The sequence below is a fragment of the Jeotgalibaca arthritidis genome, assembly GCF_011100465.1.
Taxonomy (GTDB): domain Bacteria; phylum Bacillota; class Bacilli; order Lactobacillales; family Aerococcaceae; genus Jeotgalibaca; species Jeotgalibaca arthritidis.
This window is the reverse complement of sequence record NZ_CP049740.1, coordinates 1,954,100-1,972,510: the sequence shown is the minus strand read 5'-3', so window position 1 is coordinate 1,972,510 and position 18,411 is coordinate 1,954,100. Positions and strand designations below refer to the sequence as shown.

Genomic DNA, 18,411 nt, shown 5'->3' with positions numbered 1-18,411 from the left:
TTAGTCACTCTCCTTTACTGAATTAACATTAATTGCTACTTGATGTGTTTCAGTTAGAGGTGATAGATCGTAAACACGACCATTTGGATCATAGAATTTCTCTTGATTCATTTCATATTCCTTCTCAACTGCAATTCTCTCTGCCTTGTGTTTCTTGCGATTGATTGGATCAATCGTTGGAATAGCTGATAATAAGCGTTTTGTATAAATGTGTTGTGGGTTTGTATAAATATCTTTTTTGTTACCATATTCTACAAAGCGACCACGATACATAATTGCTAAGTCATCACACATGTGTTTTACAACACCTAAGTCATGAGAAATAAAGAGATAAGAAACATTGTATTCTTCTTGAATACGTTTCATAAAGTTCAATACTTGTGCTTGAACAGATAAGTCTAAGGCTGATACTGGTTCATCGGCAATAATCAACTTAGGATTAGTTGCGACGGCACGTGCTACACCAATACGTTGTCTTTGACCACCTGAAAATTCATGAGCGTATTTAAAGAGTGAGTCTTCGGGCATATTAACAATGTCCAATAACTCCATGACGCGTTTTTTCGTTTCATCTGGTGATAAGCGTTCAAAGTTATCTAGTGGTTCTGAAATAATATCAATCACACGTTTTCTCGGATTTAAACTAGACATTGAATCTTGGAAAATCATTTGAACGTTACGATTGTAATCTGACGTTCTCTTACGTGCTTTGTTTGTTACGTCCTGGCCTTCATAGATAACTTGACCTGATGTAATCTTTTCTAAACCAATAATTGATTTACCAATTGTTGATTTACCAGATCCTGACTCACCTACTAACCCGTATGTTTTACCTTCTTCGATTTCTAGGTTAATGCCATCAACAGCATATACATGGTCTGTTACAGTATTCCAAAAGCCACTTCGAATTGGGTAGTGTACTTTTAGATCTTTAATTTGCATAAAACTCAAATTATTCAGCCTCCCCTTCAAAGTGGAAATGTTCATGACACGTACATCTCACAAAGTGATTTGGAGAAACTTCGTGAAGAGTCGGATGGCCTTCATGAGCTTCAGCTGGAATCCACGGGATACGTGAAGCAAAACGACAACCAGTTCTAGGAAGATTTTTTAATGAAGGAACAGTTCCTTCAATAACATGTAATTCTTCTGATTCACCGTTTATTTCATCTGATTGTGGTATAGAGTTTAATAATGAACGAGTATAAGGATGTTTAGGATTAGTAAACAACTCATCTGCTGTTGCCATTTCAACCACTTCGCCAGCATACATAACCGCAACACGGTCAGCTGTTTCAGCAACTACGCCCAAGTCGTGCGTAATTAAAATAATGCCTGCTTCAGTCTCATCTTGTAAATCATTGAGAAGATCAAGAATTTGAGCTTGAATTGTTACGTCTAAAGCTGTTGTAGGCTCATCTGCAATAATGATTGGCGGCTTACAAGATAAGGCAATGGCAATAACAACCCGTTGTCTCATACCACCTGATAGTTCATGGGGATATTGTTTAGAAACACGGACTGGATTTGGAATACCAACTTGCTCTAATAGTTCTAAAACGCGAGCTTTTCTTTCTTCAGCTGTCATTTTAGTATGATAAATAAGTGCTTCTTCAATTTGATCTGAAATTGTCATTAACGGATTTAAAGCAGACAATGGATCTTGGAAGATCATACCGATGTCGTTACCACGAATACGGTTGTATAATGTCTCATTTAATTCAATTAAGTTTAGATCTTGATATAAAACTTCACCTGTAATCTTGGTATTTGCTTTATTGTGAAGACCTACAATTGTCGTTGCCAGTGTACTCTTTCCAGAACCTGATTCACCTACAATTGCTAAAATTTCATTTTTTTCCAGTGTCAATGACACGTCGTCTACTGCGTCATAGTAGTCATCCTTAATTCTAAAACCGGTATGGAGATGATTAATCTCTAGTAGTGGTTTCCCTGTTGACATGGGATACCCTCCTTCTAATTGTCTATACGTGACATTGTATTGTTCGTATATAGCTTATGTATTTTTAAAAACAACGATTGTTCCTTAGTCACAAACCTTTATATCTGAAGATTATTAGATTGTGAATAATGTTTAACATTAATCAATTATATACAGTAACCATTAGAAAGGCAACCTATTTTTCATTGTTTTTTAATTTATGCACCGCTATTTTTACGTTATTTTGTTAACTTTGCTTATGAAAAAGCAACATTGTCTTTTGTAACAAACGGCAATGTTGCTTTAGTTTATTATTAAACAAATGTTTACCTATTGATTACCGTCGATATAATCAACAGCGTCGCCAATTGTGGTTATTCTCTCAGCATCTTCATCGGAAATCTGGATGCCAAAAACGTCTTCCATTTCCATAATCAACTCAACGACATCTAATGAATCAGCTCCTAAGTCTTCTTGGAACTTTAATTCACGCGTTACTTTTTCCTCATCAACGCCAAAACGTTCGATAATCATTTGGGAAATCTTTGTAAAAGTACTGTTCTCAGTCAAAAAAACACCTCCTGATTGTAATTTTTTCAAAGTATAAAGATCTCGATTTTGAAAATTACATTATCAATTCTACCTTTCAAAATAAGCTTTGTCCATTATTTTTTTTAAGCAGTCATTCAACTATTCATTTTCTTTTTGTATTTCAAAATGATGAACCAAATCATCAATCACACTAGAAGCCAAAATCTTGCGAATTTGCTTAATAGTATAAAAGACCGCTGTCTTATCAGCAGAGCCATGTGTTTTAACAACTGGTGCACGCAGACCAAACAAAACAGCCCCACCGTGTTTAGAATAGTCCATGATGTCTTTCACCTCACTGAGCGCTCCTTTAACCATTAAGCCACCAATTTTAGCCTTAGCACTACCGTTCATGATGCTGCTCTTCATCAACTTCATCAAACTTAATGCTGTTCCCTCAATCGTTTTCAAAACAGCATTTCCTGTAAAGCCATCTGTCACGATAACATCAGCGTCACCGGTTAGTAACTCTCTTGCTTCAATATTACCAATATAGTGAAGAGAATCATCACCTTCTAATAACTCGTATGCCTTTTTAGACAGTTCACTTCCTTTGCCAGCTTCTGAACCGTTATTAAGTAGGGCAACACGCGGATTCTCGATCCCTAAGACAAACTTGGCATAGTATGAGCCTAAAATTCCGAATTGGTGGATATTTTCTGGCTTGGAATCGGCGTTGGCCCCCACATCCATAAAGACAAATTGTTGGTCATCTTTTCCAATAACTGGTAAAACAGGCATTAGACCTGGACGATCAATTCCTTTAATACGTCCAATTATTAACAACCCTGCTGTTAAAAGAGCCCCTGTATTTCCTGCTGAGAATAAGGCATCTGCTTCTCCTTCTTTTACAGCACGAGCAGCAAGTACCATTGATGCGGTCTTTTTAGAACGAATCGCACGAACAGGTTCATCATCCGACGTAATTTTTTCATCCGTATGAATGACCTTAATGTTCGTTTGATTCACTTTATCTCCTAATAAGGGATTAATTTGTTTTTCATCACCGTAAAGAAGGAACTCAACGTCCGAGAACTCTTTTTCTGCCATTAAAATACCTTCTACGATTGCCTGAGGAGCGTGATCTCCTCCCATTGCATCAACTGCAATTCTCATCTAATAACCTCTTTTCTTTTTCTGTATTACATCTATTTTAAATAAACTCATCTGAAATGTCATCCTTCTATGGACATCATTGTAATTTTTTAGCGATAACTTGCTCATTCATGACATACTCCCTTAATGGAAGATAACGTTCAGAAGAAAAGAAATCGTCTAAAGTCAACAAGGAAATAGCGTCACGGTTAGCTGCCTCTAAAACATTGGCGTGGGTCACAATATCACCGTATTTAAAATCAGGCATTCCCGATTGTTTAACGCCAAATAAATCACCTGATCCACGTAGCTCTAAGTCTTTTTGACTGAGATAAAAGCCATCGGTAGATTCCGTCATAATTTTCATACGTTCTTTTCCATTTTCAGTTTTAGGGTTGGCAAGTAAAATACAGTAAGATTCTGCACTTCCCCTTCCCACACGTCCTCTTAGCTGGTGGAGCTGTGACAAACCAAAGCGTTCAGCGTCTTGAATCACCATAACAGTGGCGTTAGGAACATTTAAGCCTACCTCAATAACTGTTGTAGAAACGAGTACTTGATAGTCGTTATTTTTAAATTGTTGCATAATGGCATCTTTTTCATCTGCTTTTTGGCGACCATGTAGTAAGCCAACTTGCCACCGCCCTTGATAGTATGCTTCAACACGTTGGTGCATTTCAGTCGCATTCTTCAAGTCCATCAATTCAGACTCTTCAATCAAAGGCGTAATAATATATGCTTGACGGCCTTGTTGCAGCTGTTTGTCAATAAAATCAAGAGAGGTTTCCATTTGCTCTGATTTACTCCAAACGGTCTTAATAGGAATACGACCAGCTGGCATTTGTTTCAACACCGATACATCCATTTCGCCCATCATCGTAATGGCAAGTGTTCGTGGAATTGGGGTGGCAGTCATATAGAGAACATTAGGACTTTGCCCTTTTTCATTTAATTTTTGACGTTGAGCGACCCCAAATCGGTGTTGTTCATCCGTTACAACCAAGCCTAAGCGATGGAATAGAACATCATCTTGAATCAGGGCATGGGTTCCAATCACTAAGTCCAACTCGCCATTAGCAAGTTGTTCGAGCAATAACCGTCTCTCCTTGGTCTTTGTGCTACCTGTTAATAAGGCTACTGTGAATGGCGTATCACGAAATAAATCGGAAATGGTTTGAAAATGTTGTTCTGCCAAAATTTCTGTCGGTGCCATCAATGCGCCTTGATAACCATCTAAAATAGCTGCTACCAATGAAACAACGGCTACAATTGTCTTTCCACTACCTACATCACCTTGTAATAAGCGATTCATTTCATAGGGTTCTCTCAAATCGCGACAAATTTCATTCACAACTTGTTTTTGGCCATCCGTGAGTTCAAATGGCAAGGTTTGAATAAAATCTTTCAACCGATGAACATCGTATAGGATGGCCGTTCCTTTACTAGATGCCTTGCGATTATAGCGTAGAAGCTGTAATCGCATTTGATAAGTAAAGAATTCTTGGTAAACAATTTGTCGACCGGCTTGCTGAAATTCTTCTTCATTTTTAGGAAAATGAATAGCTCTAATCGCATCTTTGTGCGCCATCAAATGATACTGTTGATTCAGCTCTTCTGGGATGATTTCAGGAACCAAATGATAGTAGCGTTCAATAGCTGCCTCAATCAAATTCACAATGGTTTGTTGCTTAATCGACTTATTAGCATGATAAACAGACTCAAATTCTTTTTGTTCATCATCGGAATCGTAAGACCCTAATATTTTAAAGCCAGCTAAATTCTGTCTAATCGAGTCCCATTTTCCAAAAACAGCAATTTCTTCTTCTAGTTGAATGCGACTTTTCAGATAGGGTTGGTTAAAGAAAGTGACACTGACAACCGCATCTTCCATTGCCAATTTAAAGGAAAGCCGGCTTTTACGGTGTCCATAAAAATTAACGACTGCTTGGGTAACGACTCTCCCCTTCAACGTAACTTTATCCTGATCTTCAATCTCACTCAACCGTTTGACTTGGATATCTTCGTAACGAAAAGGAAAGTGAGTCAGTAAATCATTGATAGTAAAAATACCTAATGAATGCAAAGCCTCTAGCCGTTTTGGTCCGACGCCTGGAAGAACGTCAACCTCATCATAAAGGCTTTTTTTGATTAATTCTTCCATTTCTTCCTCCTCAATCTAAAAAAAGGCTTAGGCAAACGCCTTAGCCTTTTTTAGAAATCCTATTCTACAGATATTAAATAACTGTAAACTGGTTGGTTACCAGCTTGAACTTCAAATTCAATATCTTCAAATTCTGCTTCCATTGCTTCTGCAATTGCTTCGCACTCTTCAGCAGTTGTATCTTCACCATAGATTAGCGTTACAATTTCACTGTCTTCATCAATCATGGCACGAAGCGTTTCTTCAACAGCTGATGAACGATCTGGATTAGATACAACGATTTTACCGTCGATAATTCCCATGAAGTCATCTTTATGAATAGATACACCTTCAATAGCCGTATCACGCACAGCTGTTGTAATTTGGCCACTCTTCACATTATCCAATTCAGCCGTCATAGCTGTCTTGTTATCTTCTAACTCTGCTTGGTCGGTAAAGGCTAGCATTGCTGCCAAACCTTGCAAAATTGTTTTAGATGGCACGACAACAACATCTTTATCAGATACTGCTGCTGCTTGATCAGCTGCCATGAAGATGTTTTTGTTATTTGGTAAGATAATTGTTTTTTCAGCATTTGCTTCATCAATTGCTTTCATAATATCTTCCGTACTAGGGTTCATTGTTTGTCCACCATTAATGATTGATGATACTCCTAGACTCTTGAATAAATTATGAACGCCTTCTCCAGCAGCAACAGCAATAACAGCATAAGGTTTTACTTCTGCTGGCTGACTTGTTGCTCCTTTAACAGAAACTTCGTCGTGTTGCATACGCATATTGTCTACTTTGATTTTAATTAATGATCCGAATTTCTGACCATAATTCATGACTTCGCCAGGATATTCCGTGTGAACATGAACTTTTACGATTTCATCATCAGCAACAACTAATAATGAGTCGCCCACTTCGTTTAAATGATTACGGAATGTGTCATAATCAAATGTATCCGTTACTGTTTCACCTTCACCAAGATTCACCATAATCTCCGTACAGTAACCAAATTTAATATCTTCATTGGAAACCGCATGAGCTATGTTACTAAAATTCTCTTGATGAGCAATATCAGTTACTTCAGCCTTTTTAACAGTTGATGTCGACATAGCCACTTTCTCACCTGTTAAAGATTCTAGGAAGCCTTGATAGATGTACAATAGACCTTGTCCACCACTATCAACGACACCTACTTCTTTTAAGACAGCTAATAGGTTTGGTGTATTATCTAAACTCACTTTACCAGCATCCACTACTGTTTTCATGATATCAATAATATCGTCTGTTTCATTAGCTGCTTCAACACCAGCAGCGGCTGATTCTCTAGCTACTGTTAGAATAGTCCCCTCAACAGGTTTCATTACTGCCTTATAGGCTGTTTCAACACCTTGTGAGAATGCTTGAGCGAACTCTTGTGCATTTAAAACCTCTCTGTCTTCCATAGCTTTTGAAAAACCACGGAAAAGTTGCGATAGAATAACGCCTGAGTTTCCTCGAGCCCCCATCAATAGGCCTTTTGCTAAATCTTTACTCATTTGGTCAACGCGATCTGTCTCAGAATAAGAAACGCGCTCCGCTCCTGAAGTAAATGACAGGTTCATATTCGTACCGGTATCACCATCGGGGACCGGAAAAACATTTAATGAGTTTACATACTCTGCATGTTCACTTAAACGCTCTTGCGCGACCTCCACCATCGCCTTTAAATCAATTGCAGTCAGTTCTGTTTTCTTCACCTTGCATATCCTCCTTCACCATGTGGAATGGTGATCTCTCAATTAATCATTCAATACGCGAACACTTTGTACAAAGACATTCACTTGCTCCGCTGCAAACCCAAGTAATTTTTCTAAATTATATTTCACTTGCGTTTGGACATTGCGAGATATTTCAGAAATTTTAGTGCCGTACAACGCAACGATGTAAACATCAACTGCCACGCCGTCACCATCTTGTCTGACGATAACACCTTTTGAATAATTTTCTTTTTTTAATATTTCACTGATATTATCTCTGATTTGGTTTTTGCTAGCCATACCAACAACACCGTAGTTATCAGTAGCAGCTCCTCCCACAACCGTCGCAATAACGTCGTTTGTTAATTCTATTTCTCCATACTTGGTTTGGATTTTTACTGTCATAATGATACAGCCTCCTTAGTATAATGGGAACAAACACTAATCATCATCCATAATAGCATATAATCCGTCAAAAAATAACTTTTATCTTGAATTTATTATAATAAACAATCAAATTTTAGTGGAATCGGATGCATATTAAATAGTTCTTTCATTAATCTCATTGATTTTTTAAATTAGCTGTCAAGTATTTTTGCTTGAATGGCTTGCATTCAACTCAGAGTTATGATAAATTACTAAAGTGTATGAAATTGGAAAGCTAAAGCTCGTAAATCAGTTATTCTGAAAGACTGCTAAAGGAGGTCAAAATCATGTCAAAAGAATGTTACATCACTGGACGTAAAACTCGCTCAGGAAATAATCGTTCTCACGCTCTGAACCACTCAAAGCGTACCTTCAAACCTAACTTGCAAAAAGTTACTATTTTGGTTGATGGTAAACCTAAAAAAGTTTGGGTTTCAGCTCGTGCGTTGAAATCTGGTAAAGTAGAACGCGTTTAATACGCTATAAAAAATCCTCAGATAACGTACGTATCTGAGGATTTTTTATATTTTAATCGTTACTTTGAATAAGAGCAATCAGCCCTTCTTCAAATGAAAATGTCATTTGTTCTCCTAAAAACTCATTGCTGACTAAGGCAATCGGAAACGAAAAATCATGACCAGTCAATGGATACTTTGCATCTTTGATAACAAGCTTTTTAACCGCGGTCATCCCTACAAGAGAAAGGTACTTTTTATCCTTTTCTTTTAGAATATGATAACGACCTGGTCTATAATAAGACAAACTATTGCGACTGTCGACAATGGTAATTTGCGCTAGCAGCTGCTGATAGCTTGGATGGTAAGCAATCCATAGGTTACTCATTAAATGGTCTAGCCGGCCTCCTAAGAGACCTATCATTTTAATTTGGGCATCTGGGTAATACTTTACCACATAATCAAGCGCAGCTTCTGTATCGGTCATATCCTTTTCAGCAGGCAAGATAATGACTGTTTCAACACAATCATTAATCTTTTCTAATTCTTTTGATGAGATAGAATCAAAATCGCCAATCGCCACATGACAATCAAGACCTGCATCAATTAAGCGCAATGCTCCCCTATCAACACCAATGACTTTCTTACCTTGCTGAGATTGGCCAACTAATTCAGCCAACCCCTCTACTTGCCCTCCAGATACAATGACAACATTAGATGTCATTGCTAACAGCTCCTTCTAACTTTTGAAAAGCACGTTCCATATCATCTGCACCGTAAAGATAAGATCCTGCCACAAAAATATCAGCACCCGCTTGGTGACACACTTTAATGGTTTGATCTGTAATACCACCATCGACTTCAATTAAATAGCGATAGTTGTGTTTTTTTCTTAATTCATTAAGTTCTTTAATTTTGTCGACTGTGGACTCAATAAAGGACTGACCACCGAAACCTGGATTGACGGTCATCACTAACACAAGATCGACATCGCCTAAAACAGCCTTAATAGCATCTACCGGCGTTCCCGGGTTAATGACTACACCAGCTGCAACTTGTTCTTTTTTGATGAGTTGGAGAGCACCATGGATATGTTTGGTTGCTTCAACATGAATAGAAATAATATCCGCCCCTGCTTTTGCGAAGCTCGGTATGAACTTTTCTGGGTTCTCAACCATCAAGTGACAGTCTAATGGCAGTTTCGTATGTGGTCGGATGGCTTGAACAATATTAGGCCCTAACGTTAAATTGTCAACAAAATTTCCGTCCATGGCATCGATATGGATGTATTTAGCACCTGCCTTCTCAGCACGCTTAACATCGCGTTCAAGATTTGCAAAATCTGCACTTAAAATAGATGGAGCTATTAACATTCTCTTACACACACCTTATTTTTTATTTTTTTGATAGTTAGGTTTTCGATTTTGAATTTCATCCAAGAACTGCAAATAATGATCATATCGCTCTTGATTAATATCGCCTTGAGCAACCAGTTCTTTAATACGACACTTCGGTTCGTTTAAATGCTTACAACCAGAGAATCGACAATCATCTCGATTAGCTAAAAATTCTGGGAAAAGATCTGGTAAATCTTGCTCGTCAATTTCAGTTAGTTCGACGCTAGAGAATCCTGGCGTATCGGCGATAAGTGCCTCACCTACTGGTATGAGTTCAACATGACGGGTGGTATGTTTACCCCGCCCTAATGCCATTGATATTTCACCAGTTTCAAGTTCTAAATGCGGAAGTATATGATTTAGTAAGGTTGATTTACCTACTCCTGATTGTCCCATAAAGACTGCTGTTTGATTATCAATCGCTGTTAATAAGGCATCAATAGCTGTTTGATTCGTATGCTGGTCGGATAAAAACACCTGATACCCCAACGACTGGTAGAGCTCCTGATATGTTGCTAACTCTTCTTCCTCTTCAGCATTCAATAAATCTGTTTTAGAAATATAGATAACAGCGGCCATATGCTGCCCTTCTAAATAAACTAAAAAACGATCTAATAAATAAGTTGAAAATTTCGGTTCAACCGCAGACATGACAATCACACCCACATCAATATTGGCAATGGGTGGTCTCACGAGCTCATTTTTTCTTGCTTTAATGGATTTTAAAATACCTTCTGAAAGGTTGTCACTTTCAAATGTAACAAAGTCACCGACTAAAGGCGTTGTATCCTTCACTCTAAAGTTTCCTCTACCACGAGTTTGGTAGGTTTCGCCATTTGAATAAACATAATAGAATCCACTTAGAGCCTTTCTAATCTGGCCTTCTCCCAAGCTAACGCCTCCTTCTCTTTTTATTTCTTTATAATTATAACAAAAACTACTTAACTTTGCTTGTTTAGATAGGTGGCTTAAATAAATAAAGGCCGGAACAACTGTCCCGGACCTTACCTATTATTACTCTGTTAGGTTTTTCTCTTCTAAAATGATTTTTCCATCTCTCTCAACAATAAAGGCACCACTTTCGCCTTGGAGGATACGGAAGTTTAACGTTGCTTTTGTATCACCTGTAATATCAAACTCTCTAAAGACATCACTGATATTATGATCTGCATCCGACATATAGATGATAATATGATTACTGTTTTCTTGACTACTCTCTGAGCCACTATTACCATCAGAGTTTGATGATATTGTTTCAAATGGAATCGTAATGTCCCGTGAGAAGGTTAGAATTTCAGGTTCAGCTGGTCCTTTCGATAGAACAACTGTTAAGGAATCACCGCTTGTAAAATTGCTCATAGGAGAAATAGACTGTGAGATAACTAAACCTTCTGCTACATCGTCAGAATAGTCATCTTTGAATTCAACATAAATGCTGTACTCATTAGCAAATTCTTCAACAGCTTCTCGATCTCGTCCCTCAAGACTATCCATCGTAAAGGTTTGTTCCCCCATACTTACCGTTAAAATAACAGTTGTCCCTTTAGGAATAACTTCTTCATTCGGTTCAATGCTCTGTTCTAAAATCGTACCTTCTTCAGCACGATCATAAGCAAATTCTCGTTCAACAATAAACCCTAACTCGCGAAGCTCTGCTCGAACCTCTGTGTACATGCGATATTTATAGTCATCGAATAGAATCGGTTCAATCCCTTTACTAATATACAAATCAACTTCTGACTGGACTTGTATCAAACTTCCTGCTTCTGGTTCTGTTTTTATAACAAACCCTTCTTCAATATCATCGCTAAACGCTTCAATGACATCATCCAGAACAAGATTGTTTCCTTCAAGGATTAAGCGAGCTGCCTTCTCACTAACATTAACGATTTCTGGCATTTCAATCGGATCTGGTTCTTGGTTATTCATAACAGCATAACCAATCACAGCTGCAGCCAAAAGAAGAATGAAGAAGATAATAAAGCCGATTACTTTTTTCTTTTTATTATTTTTCTTGGATTGACGTTCCTTCTTCTTATTATCTTCAGTTTTTTCTTCCACTGCCTGTCCATTCGTTGGTGCGGCTTGCGCGGGTACTTTGACAACTTCCAATACCTTAGTCTCGTCTAACATAGCAGCTGGTGTGAAAACAGCTTCATTCAAACGGCTACTATGCAACGATGTTTCTAAGTCATGGAGCATATCTTCACAAGATTCATAACGGTCGATCGGCTCTTTAGCAGTTGCCTTTAAAATAACATTTTCCAAACTTTGTGGAATCGAAGGGTTTTGCTCTCTGACAGACGGTATCGGTTCTTGGAAATGCTTCAATGCAATAGATACTGCCGATTCACCATCAAAGGGGACTTTCCCTTTTAGAAGTTCGTATAAGACAATACCTAATGCATAGATATCTGACTTAATTGTTGTCATACTGCCCCTTGCTTGCTCAGGAGAAATGTAATGAACGGATCCGAGCAAGGTATTCGTTTGAGTAATTGATGTATCAGAAAGTGCTACAGCAATACCGAAGTCGGTTACTTTTATTGTATTATCTTGATCAATCAACAAGTTTTGCGGCTTAATATCGCGGTGAATAATGCGATTACGATGAGCTAACGCCATTGCGGATAGCACTTGACTCATAATATGAACAGCTTCCTCAGGCGTAGCATTGCCGTTTTTTTCGATAAATTTCTTAAGGTCCGTTCCTTCAACATATTCCATAATAATATATTGGAGGCCATTGTCTTCATCAACATCATATACGCCTACAATATTTGGATGGATGAGTTGAGTTGCTGACAAGGCTTCTCTTTGAAAGCGTCGTAGCGCCTCTTTATTATTTTGAAAGTCATAGCGTAAAACCTTAATCGCGACGTCGCGATCAAGAATTAAATCATGCCCCAAGTATACATTTGCCATTCCACCCGTTCCGATGTGTCTAATAATTTTATAACGCTCACCAATTTTTCTTCCTATTTCTAACAATCTCAACCCTCCTCTCTATCTGAAAAAGCAGCTAAAATAAGTGAAATATTATCTAAGCCACCTGCATCATTTGCAGCATTAATTAATGTTTCTACTTTATCATCTAGACTCGACCAATCTTTTAAAATATTTTTTATTTGGTCTTCTTCTATCATGTTACTCAAACCGTCCGTACATAAGATTAATAAGTCTTCTGTCGCTACCGGCATTGATGTTAAATCAACTTGAATGGTCTCTCTTGTCCCTACTGAACGCGTCACAACATTTCTTTGTGGGTGTTTTCTCGCTTCCTCCACTGTTATTTCACCTGATTTAACCAATTCATGAACTAGAGAATGGTCTTCCGTTAATTGTTTTAATTGATAATTTCGATAAAGGTAGGCTCTGCTGTCACCAACATGAGCGATAACTAGCTCGCGATCAACATAGGTTGCTGCAACGAGTGTTGTTCCCATTCCATCTAAATCAGCATAATCAAGTGATTTTTGGAAAATAAGACGGTTAACTTTTTGGATGGTATCTAGAAGCCAACGCGATACTTGTTCACAATCTCGAAACTCCGTTAATTTCCAAGCTTCTCCCATATGAGAAACAGCCATTTCACTCGCAACATCACCAGCGCGGTGGCCACCCATGCCGTCACACAACAGCAACAGTGGTTGCTTCGCTCGATTAGTAAACCAACTGACATAGTCTTCATTTACTTTTCGGTTTTTGCCCCTATCGCTTCCATACGCAATTTGCATGTTCTTCTGTCTCCTCTGTTAATCTTGTTTTTCCATTACACAAATGAAAAAGCCATCTGTGCCAAAATCATCTGGAAAAATTTGAATGTATCCTTCAGACGTTACAATTTGTTCAGGAACAGCGACATTCTTCGAAGCAGTTCCACTCTGATTGGCAGCTAGCACACGATAATTAGGATAGTGAGTTAAGAAGGTTTCAATCACTTCTCGGTTCTCTTCCTTGGCTAATGTACAGGTACTGTATACTAATCTACCGCCAGTCTTGACCAGTTTTTCAACTGTATTTAAGATGTTTAGTTGTTCTTTTTGTAAATCATTAATGGTTGTTGCTGTTACGCCGTATTTAATTTCCGGTTTTCGTCTCATTAAACCAAGTCCAGAACAAGGTGCATCCACAAATACTACATCAAAGGCTTGAGCGTCAAACTTACGATCTGCCTCTTTAGCATCTAGTAAATACGTTTGAACACGGTCTGATACATTCATTCGTTTGGCATTTTCTTCAATCAAGCCAATTTTATGATCATGAATATCTAACGCATGAACGTGGCCATCCTTTAGGTAACTTGCCATATGAACCGTTTTACCACCTGGTGCCGCACAGGCATCTAAGACTTGATCTGATTCTCTTAGTTTACCAAATAAAGCAACCAATTGACTAGATTCATCTTGGATCGTCACATCACCATTTTTAAAGAATGAACTATTGGTTATTTTTCCTTTTACTACTCGTAATCCATTTGGTGAAATGGGACTTTCTTCTGTTTCAATGCCTTCTTCCTTAAGCCCTGCTATGATTTCTGACCGTTTAGATGCATCATGCAAACGAATGGCCAAATAAGGTGAGTGTTGTAAGGACAGCAAGACATTTTCCGCTTTTTCTGCTCCAAAATCAGTCGTAAACTTTTTAACTAGCCATTCCGGGACACTAGCTCCAATGGATAAGCGTTCAATTGGATTTTCAATCGTTTGCCAATCTTGCCAGCCTTTTCTTTGGAAGTTTCTTAAAATCGCATTGACTAGCTTGGCGATACCTTGATGCCCTTTGTATTTGGCAATCTCAACAGCATCATAAAAAATAGCATGATCCGGAATCTTATCCAAATAAACAATTTGATAAATAGATAGGCGGAGTAAATTAATAACCCAGCTCTCCATTTTTTGTGGTTTACGGACAAATGGTTTCATATAAAAATCTAAGGTTAATTTGCGTTGAATAACACCATAGACTAATTCAGTTAATAAGCCTGTATCAGCAGGACTCAATTGTTCTTTTTCAATCGTCGCATTTAAAAGGATATTAGAATAAGCTCCCTCTACTTCTACAGCATCTAAGATTTCCATCGCTAAATAACGAACGGAATGAACAATTTTTGATGGTTTCTTTTTACTCATATTACTCAAATCCTATTCTTTTCACAGCCTCAATATCAACGCCGTTGATAAATTGATGAACAGCCATTTTTTTCTTGCCTGCTTGCTGTAGTTCGGTAATCTCAAGAACACTGCCTTGACCACAAGCAATATATAAGGCTGTTTTTGAAACATCGACAATCGCTCCAACAGCTTGTGTCGTTGTCATGGTTGTTGCTTTGGCTTGCCAAATTTTGCATCGTTGACCTTCCAACATAGCATGGGCAACTGGCCAAGGACGCATCCCACGTACTTTATTGGCAATTTGATAAGCTGTTTGATTCCAGTCAATTCGTTCTTCTTCGCGTGAAATATTAGGCGAAAAAGAAACCTGTGTTTCATCTTGTTCAACAGCCTCAATCTCTCCCGCAAAGAAAGCTGGTAAAGTCGCCATTAATAACTCTTTTCCTAACAAGCTTAATTTATCAAACATACTTTGAACATCATCATCTTCTTCAATTGGAATAGCACGTTGCGCTAACACGGCCCCTGCATCCATTTTTTTCTCCATATACATAATGGAAACCCCTGTTTCTTGATCTCCATTAATAATAGAATAGTGAACAGGTGCGCCACCACGATATTTAGGTAATAATGATGCATGGACATTGATAGCACGATAAGTTGGGGCATTTAATAATTTAGTCGGTAAAAACTGTCCATAGGCAGCAGTCACAATTAAATCAGCTTTTAAGGCAATTAAGTCATCTAACTCTGGAGAGCCGACAATCCTTTCAGGTTGATAGATTGGTACTTGGTGTTTCAAGGCAGCTTCTTTGACAGGTGGCGGAGTTAATACGCGTTTTCTACCAACTGGGCGATCTGGTTGTGTGACAACAGCCACCACCTCATAATCACTCTCAAATAAAGCTTCCAAAATAGGAACTGAAAATGCAGGTGTCCCCATAAAAATAATACGTTTCATTGTTTCGGTATCTTGCCTTATAGCAGAAACCTTCTCCCCTTTCATCCACTAACTTACGCAATCAAAAGAAATTAACGGGTTCTGTATCAATAGAAATATACAAACCTCTCGCATTATCTTTTTGTGACTGGTCAAGTATCGTTTTTAAAACCTCATGTAGCTGTGGTTCACTCTTGTACTTCACTAATAATTGGAAGTAATAACGGTTATTCATTTTAGCAATAGAACTTTTGGATGGGCCAAGAACAATGGTTCCTTGCCCCATTTTATTTCTGATTAAAGCATTGATTTCATAAATTTTAACTTGTGCCTTTTTCTCATCGGAATCACTGACTGTTATTTGCGTTGTAAAGTAATAAGGCGGATAGCCACTCAAATGCCTTAGACTCATCTCCTGACGGTAAAAGCCATCATAGTTATGGTGTTTAGCATAGGAAATAGCGTAGTGTTCAGGGTTAAAGGTTTGAACAATGACTTCACCAGTTAAATCTGCCCGCCCTGCTCGACCACTCACTTGAGTGAGAAGTTGGAAGGTCTTTTCTGATGACCGAAAGTCAGGAAGGTTTAATGATGTATCGGCATTAATGACACCTACTAAGGTAACATTTGGAAAGTCTAAGCCTTTTGCGATCATTTGAGTGCCTAGCAAAATATCAGCTTCGCCTTTTCCAAAAGCTTGCAACAATCGCTCATGAGAACCTTTTTTTCGAGTCGTATCAACATCCATCCGAATAATACGCGCTTCCGGAATAAGCTCTTGTAATTCCTGTTCAACTTTCTGTGTACCCGTTCCGTAATAACGAAATTGTTTGCCAGAGCATTTTGGACAATGACGTGGTTGTGGTTTTTCATGACCGCAATAATGGCATTTCATCGCCTTAGTATCCATATGGAAGGTCATACTAATATCACAATTTGGACATTCCAAAACATAACCACAATCACGGCACATAATGAATGACGAGTAACCACGTCTGTTTAATAGAAGAACACTCTGTTCTTTCTTCATCAAACGATCTCTTAATTTATCTTGCAGGACCTGCGAAAAACTACCATGGTTGTTATTTTGAAATTCTTCTCTCATGTCCACCACTTCAACATCAGGCAGTGGTTTCGCGTTCACTCGTTCTGGTAATTCCAATAATTTATAAACATTTTTCTGTGCTCGTGCACGCGACTCTAGTGAGGGTGTGGCACTGCCCAAAACAACGGGACAGTTATGATACTGCCCACGGTAAATAGCGACATTTCGGGCATGATAACGAGGATTATCTTCTTGTTTATAAGTCGTTTCATGCTCCTCATCAATAATGACGATTCCTAAATTCTCTACCGGAGAAAAAACGGATGAACGTGCGCCCACTACAACATGGGCCTTACCACCTTTAATTTTACGCCATTCATCATATTTCTCACCTGCGGATAAACCACTGTGCATAACCGCAACATCATCACCGAATCGCTCTTTAAAATGACGCACCATTTGCGGTGTCAAAGCAATTTCAGGAACTAACATGAGAGCGGTCTTCCCTTTTCCAAGCACATCTCCTATTAGTTGCAAATAAACTTCCGTCTTCCCACTTCCGGTGACACCTTTTAATAAAAATACATCATGTTGGTTCTTGTCACTGGACGCCTTGACTTCATCAAAGGCCCATTGTTGTGCAGCTGTTAGCTCTTTATTTTGAGTTTGTTTAAATTGCTGATTTTTCAATGGATCACGAAAAACTTCCTTGTTTGCTTCCTCTAGCCAGCCTTTTTTGACAGCTGTTTGAAGGGTAGCGACAGTCAAATCGAACTGCTCTTGAAAGTCTTTTTGGCTTAGCCACTGGTCTTTTATTTCTTTCAAGACCATTAATAGGTCTTTTTGTTTACGAGCATTCTTTGCTAGCGAATGATTGGCTTCTTCAATCTCATTATCGGATAATCTCGAACGATAGGCCTTTATCTTTTTACTCTTTGCTTGATTTTTAAGTAGGTAGCGTAAATCAACTGCTCCCTCTTTCTTTAAGTCTAAAAGTTGTGGCAGCAAGTCTCTTTCAATCGCCTTTTCCCATGCTAGATGGTCTTGACCTTCAAAAAGATCAAGTAAATAGTGATCGTGACTATCTTCGATGATGACAAATTCTTTTTCGTACTTGGCCTTTAACATGGTCGGCAACATGGTTTGATAGCAATAGATTTGATAGGAATAAACCTGATCTGCCATGTCTTTTCCTAATTGAATCAATTCATCAGTGAGAACAGTCTCCATATCTAATGGGCGGATAATTTCCTTTAAGTCGCCGCTATAGTCTGAATCGTCAACAATTTCCGTAATAAATCCTTGAATCGAGCGCGGGCCAAATGGTACTTCAACTCGCATACCTTTTTCCAACTTCTTCATTAGATTGAGAGGAATAACATAATCAAATGGACGGTTCGTTTGCATCGCTGGTACATCAACAATGACCTTGGCAATTTGTTTCAATGATTTTCCCTCCTTCTCCAATTGTTTCACTATTCATTCTACTAGATTAGTAGATTAAAGTCTTGTTTATTT

At 38.3% G+C, this 18,411-nt stretch carries 16 protein-coding genes; 1 reads left to right on the top strand and 15 read right to left on the bottom strand.

Going from position 1 to position 18,411, the window contains the following annotated elements; all coding sequences use genetic code 11:
* From G7057_RS09950 to G7057_RS09920, 7 genes are all read right to left on the bottom strand, one after another.
* Positions 1 to 942: an ATP-binding cassette domain-containing protein gene (locus tag G7057_RS09950; protein WP_166164215.1), complete on the bottom strand. Its 942-nt coding sequence runs from the start codon at positions 940 to 942 to the stop codon at positions 1 to 3.
* Positions 943 to 952: 10 nt separating this feature from the next.
* Positions 953 to 1,963, bottom strand: coding sequence for an ABC transporter ATP-binding protein (locus G7057_RS09945; protein WP_166163407.1), 1,011 nt, complete (start codon positions 1,961 to 1,963; stop codon positions 953 to 955).
* Between the two features lie 309 nt (positions 1,964 to 2,272).
* Complete coding sequence (acpP, locus tag G7057_RS09940) at positions 2,273 to 2,512, bottom strand: acyl carrier protein (protein WP_166163405.1); 240 nt, start codon at positions 2,510 to 2,512, stop codon at positions 2,273 to 2,275.
* Positions 2,513 to 2,632: 120 nt separating this feature from the next.
* Positions 2,633 to 3,649 (bottom strand): phosphate acyltransferase PlsX, encoded by a 1,017-nt coding sequence (gene plsX / locus G7057_RS09935; RefSeq protein ID WP_166163403.1) that lies wholly within the window; start codon positions 3,647 to 3,649, stop codon positions 2,633 to 2,635.
* A gap of 76 nt (positions 3,650 to 3,725) precedes the next feature.
* Positions 3,726 to 5,789, bottom strand: coding sequence for an ATP-dependent DNA helicase RecG (gene recG, locus G7057_RS09930; protein WP_193566084.1), 2,064 nt, complete (start codon positions 5,787 to 5,789; stop codon positions 3,726 to 3,728).
* A 59-nt stretch (positions 5,790 to 5,848) separates the two neighbouring features.
* Positions 5,849 to 7,516 (bottom strand): DAK2 domain-containing protein, encoded by a 1,668-nt coding sequence (locus G7057_RS09925; protein WP_193566083.1) that lies wholly within the window; start codon positions 7,514 to 7,516, stop codon positions 5,849 to 5,851.
* 42 nt (positions 7,517 to 7,558) lie between these two features.
* The gene (locus G7057_RS09920; RefSeq protein ID WP_076766448.1) at positions 7,559 to 7,921 is read right to left on the bottom strand and encodes an Asp23/Gls24 family envelope stress response protein; all 363 of its coding nucleotides are present in this window, start codon (positions 7,919 to 7,921) and stop codon (positions 7,559 to 7,561) included.
* Between the two features lie 308 nt (positions 7,922 to 8,229).
* Here G7057_RS09920 and rpmB point away from each other — a divergent pair, with 308 nt between their 5' ends.
* Positions 8,230 to 8,418: a 50S ribosomal protein L28 gene (gene rpmB / locus G7057_RS09915; protein WP_076766450.1), complete on the top strand. Its 189-nt coding sequence runs from the start codon at positions 8,230 to 8,232 to the stop codon at positions 8,416 to 8,418.
* 52 nt (positions 8,419 to 8,470) lie between these two features.
* Here the strand turns inward: rpmB and G7057_RS09910 are convergent, their stop codons facing one another.
* The 8 genes from G7057_RS09910 to priA all read right to left on the bottom strand — a co-directional run bounded on the left by G7057_RS09910 (position 8,471) and on the right by priA (position 18,339).
* Positions 8,471 to 9,121, bottom strand: a complete 651-nt coding sequence (locus tag G7057_RS09910; RefSeq protein ID WP_166163401.1) for a thiamine diphosphokinase — start codon at positions 9,119 to 9,121, stop codon at positions 8,471 to 8,473.
* Positions 9,111 to 9,770: a ribulose-phosphate 3-epimerase gene (rpe, locus tag G7057_RS09905; RefSeq protein ID WP_166163399.1), complete on the bottom strand. Its 660-nt coding sequence runs from the start codon at positions 9,768 to 9,770 to the stop codon at positions 9,111 to 9,113. The genes G7057_RS09910 and rpe overlap by 11 nt, the downstream gene beginning before the upstream one ends.
* A gap of 15 nt (positions 9,771 to 9,785) precedes the next feature.
* On the bottom strand, positions 9,786 to 10,685 hold the full coding sequence (rsgA, locus tag G7057_RS09900) for a ribosome small subunit-dependent GTPase A (RefSeq protein WP_166163397.1): 900 nt from the start codon (positions 10,683 to 10,685) through the stop codon (positions 9,786 to 9,788).
* 123 nt (positions 10,686 to 10,808) lie between these two features.
* Positions 10,809 to 12,785, bottom strand: a complete 1,977-nt coding sequence (gene pknB / locus G7057_RS09895) for a Stk1 family PASTA domain-containing Ser/Thr kinase (protein ID WP_166163395.1) — start codon at positions 12,783 to 12,785, stop codon at positions 10,809 to 10,811.
* A gap of 2 nt (positions 12,786 to 12,787) precedes the next feature.
* A complete protein-coding gene (locus G7057_RS09890) occupies positions 12,788 to 13,531 on the bottom strand; it encodes a Stp1/IreP family PP2C-type Ser/Thr phosphatase (RefSeq protein WP_166163393.1) in 744 nt (247 codons plus the stop codon).
* Positions 13,532 to 13,549: 18 nt separating this feature from the next.
* Positions 13,550 to 14,926, bottom strand: a complete 1,377-nt coding sequence (gene rsmB / locus G7057_RS09885; protein WP_166163391.1) for a 16S rRNA (cytosine(967)-C(5))-methyltransferase RsmB — start codon at positions 14,924 to 14,926, stop codon at positions 13,550 to 13,552.
* Position 14,927: 1 nt separating this feature from the next.
* Positions 14,928 to 15,869, bottom strand: a complete 942-nt coding sequence (fmt, locus tag G7057_RS09880; protein ID WP_166163389.1) for a methionyl-tRNA formyltransferase — start codon at positions 15,867 to 15,869, stop codon at positions 14,928 to 14,930.
* 61 nt (positions 15,870 to 15,930) lie between these two features.
* Positions 15,931 to 18,339, bottom strand: coding sequence for a primosomal protein N' (priA, locus tag G7057_RS09875; protein WP_166163387.1), 2,409 nt, complete (start codon positions 18,337 to 18,339; stop codon positions 15,931 to 15,933).
* Between the last annotated feature and the right edge of the window lie 72 nt (positions 18,340 to 18,411).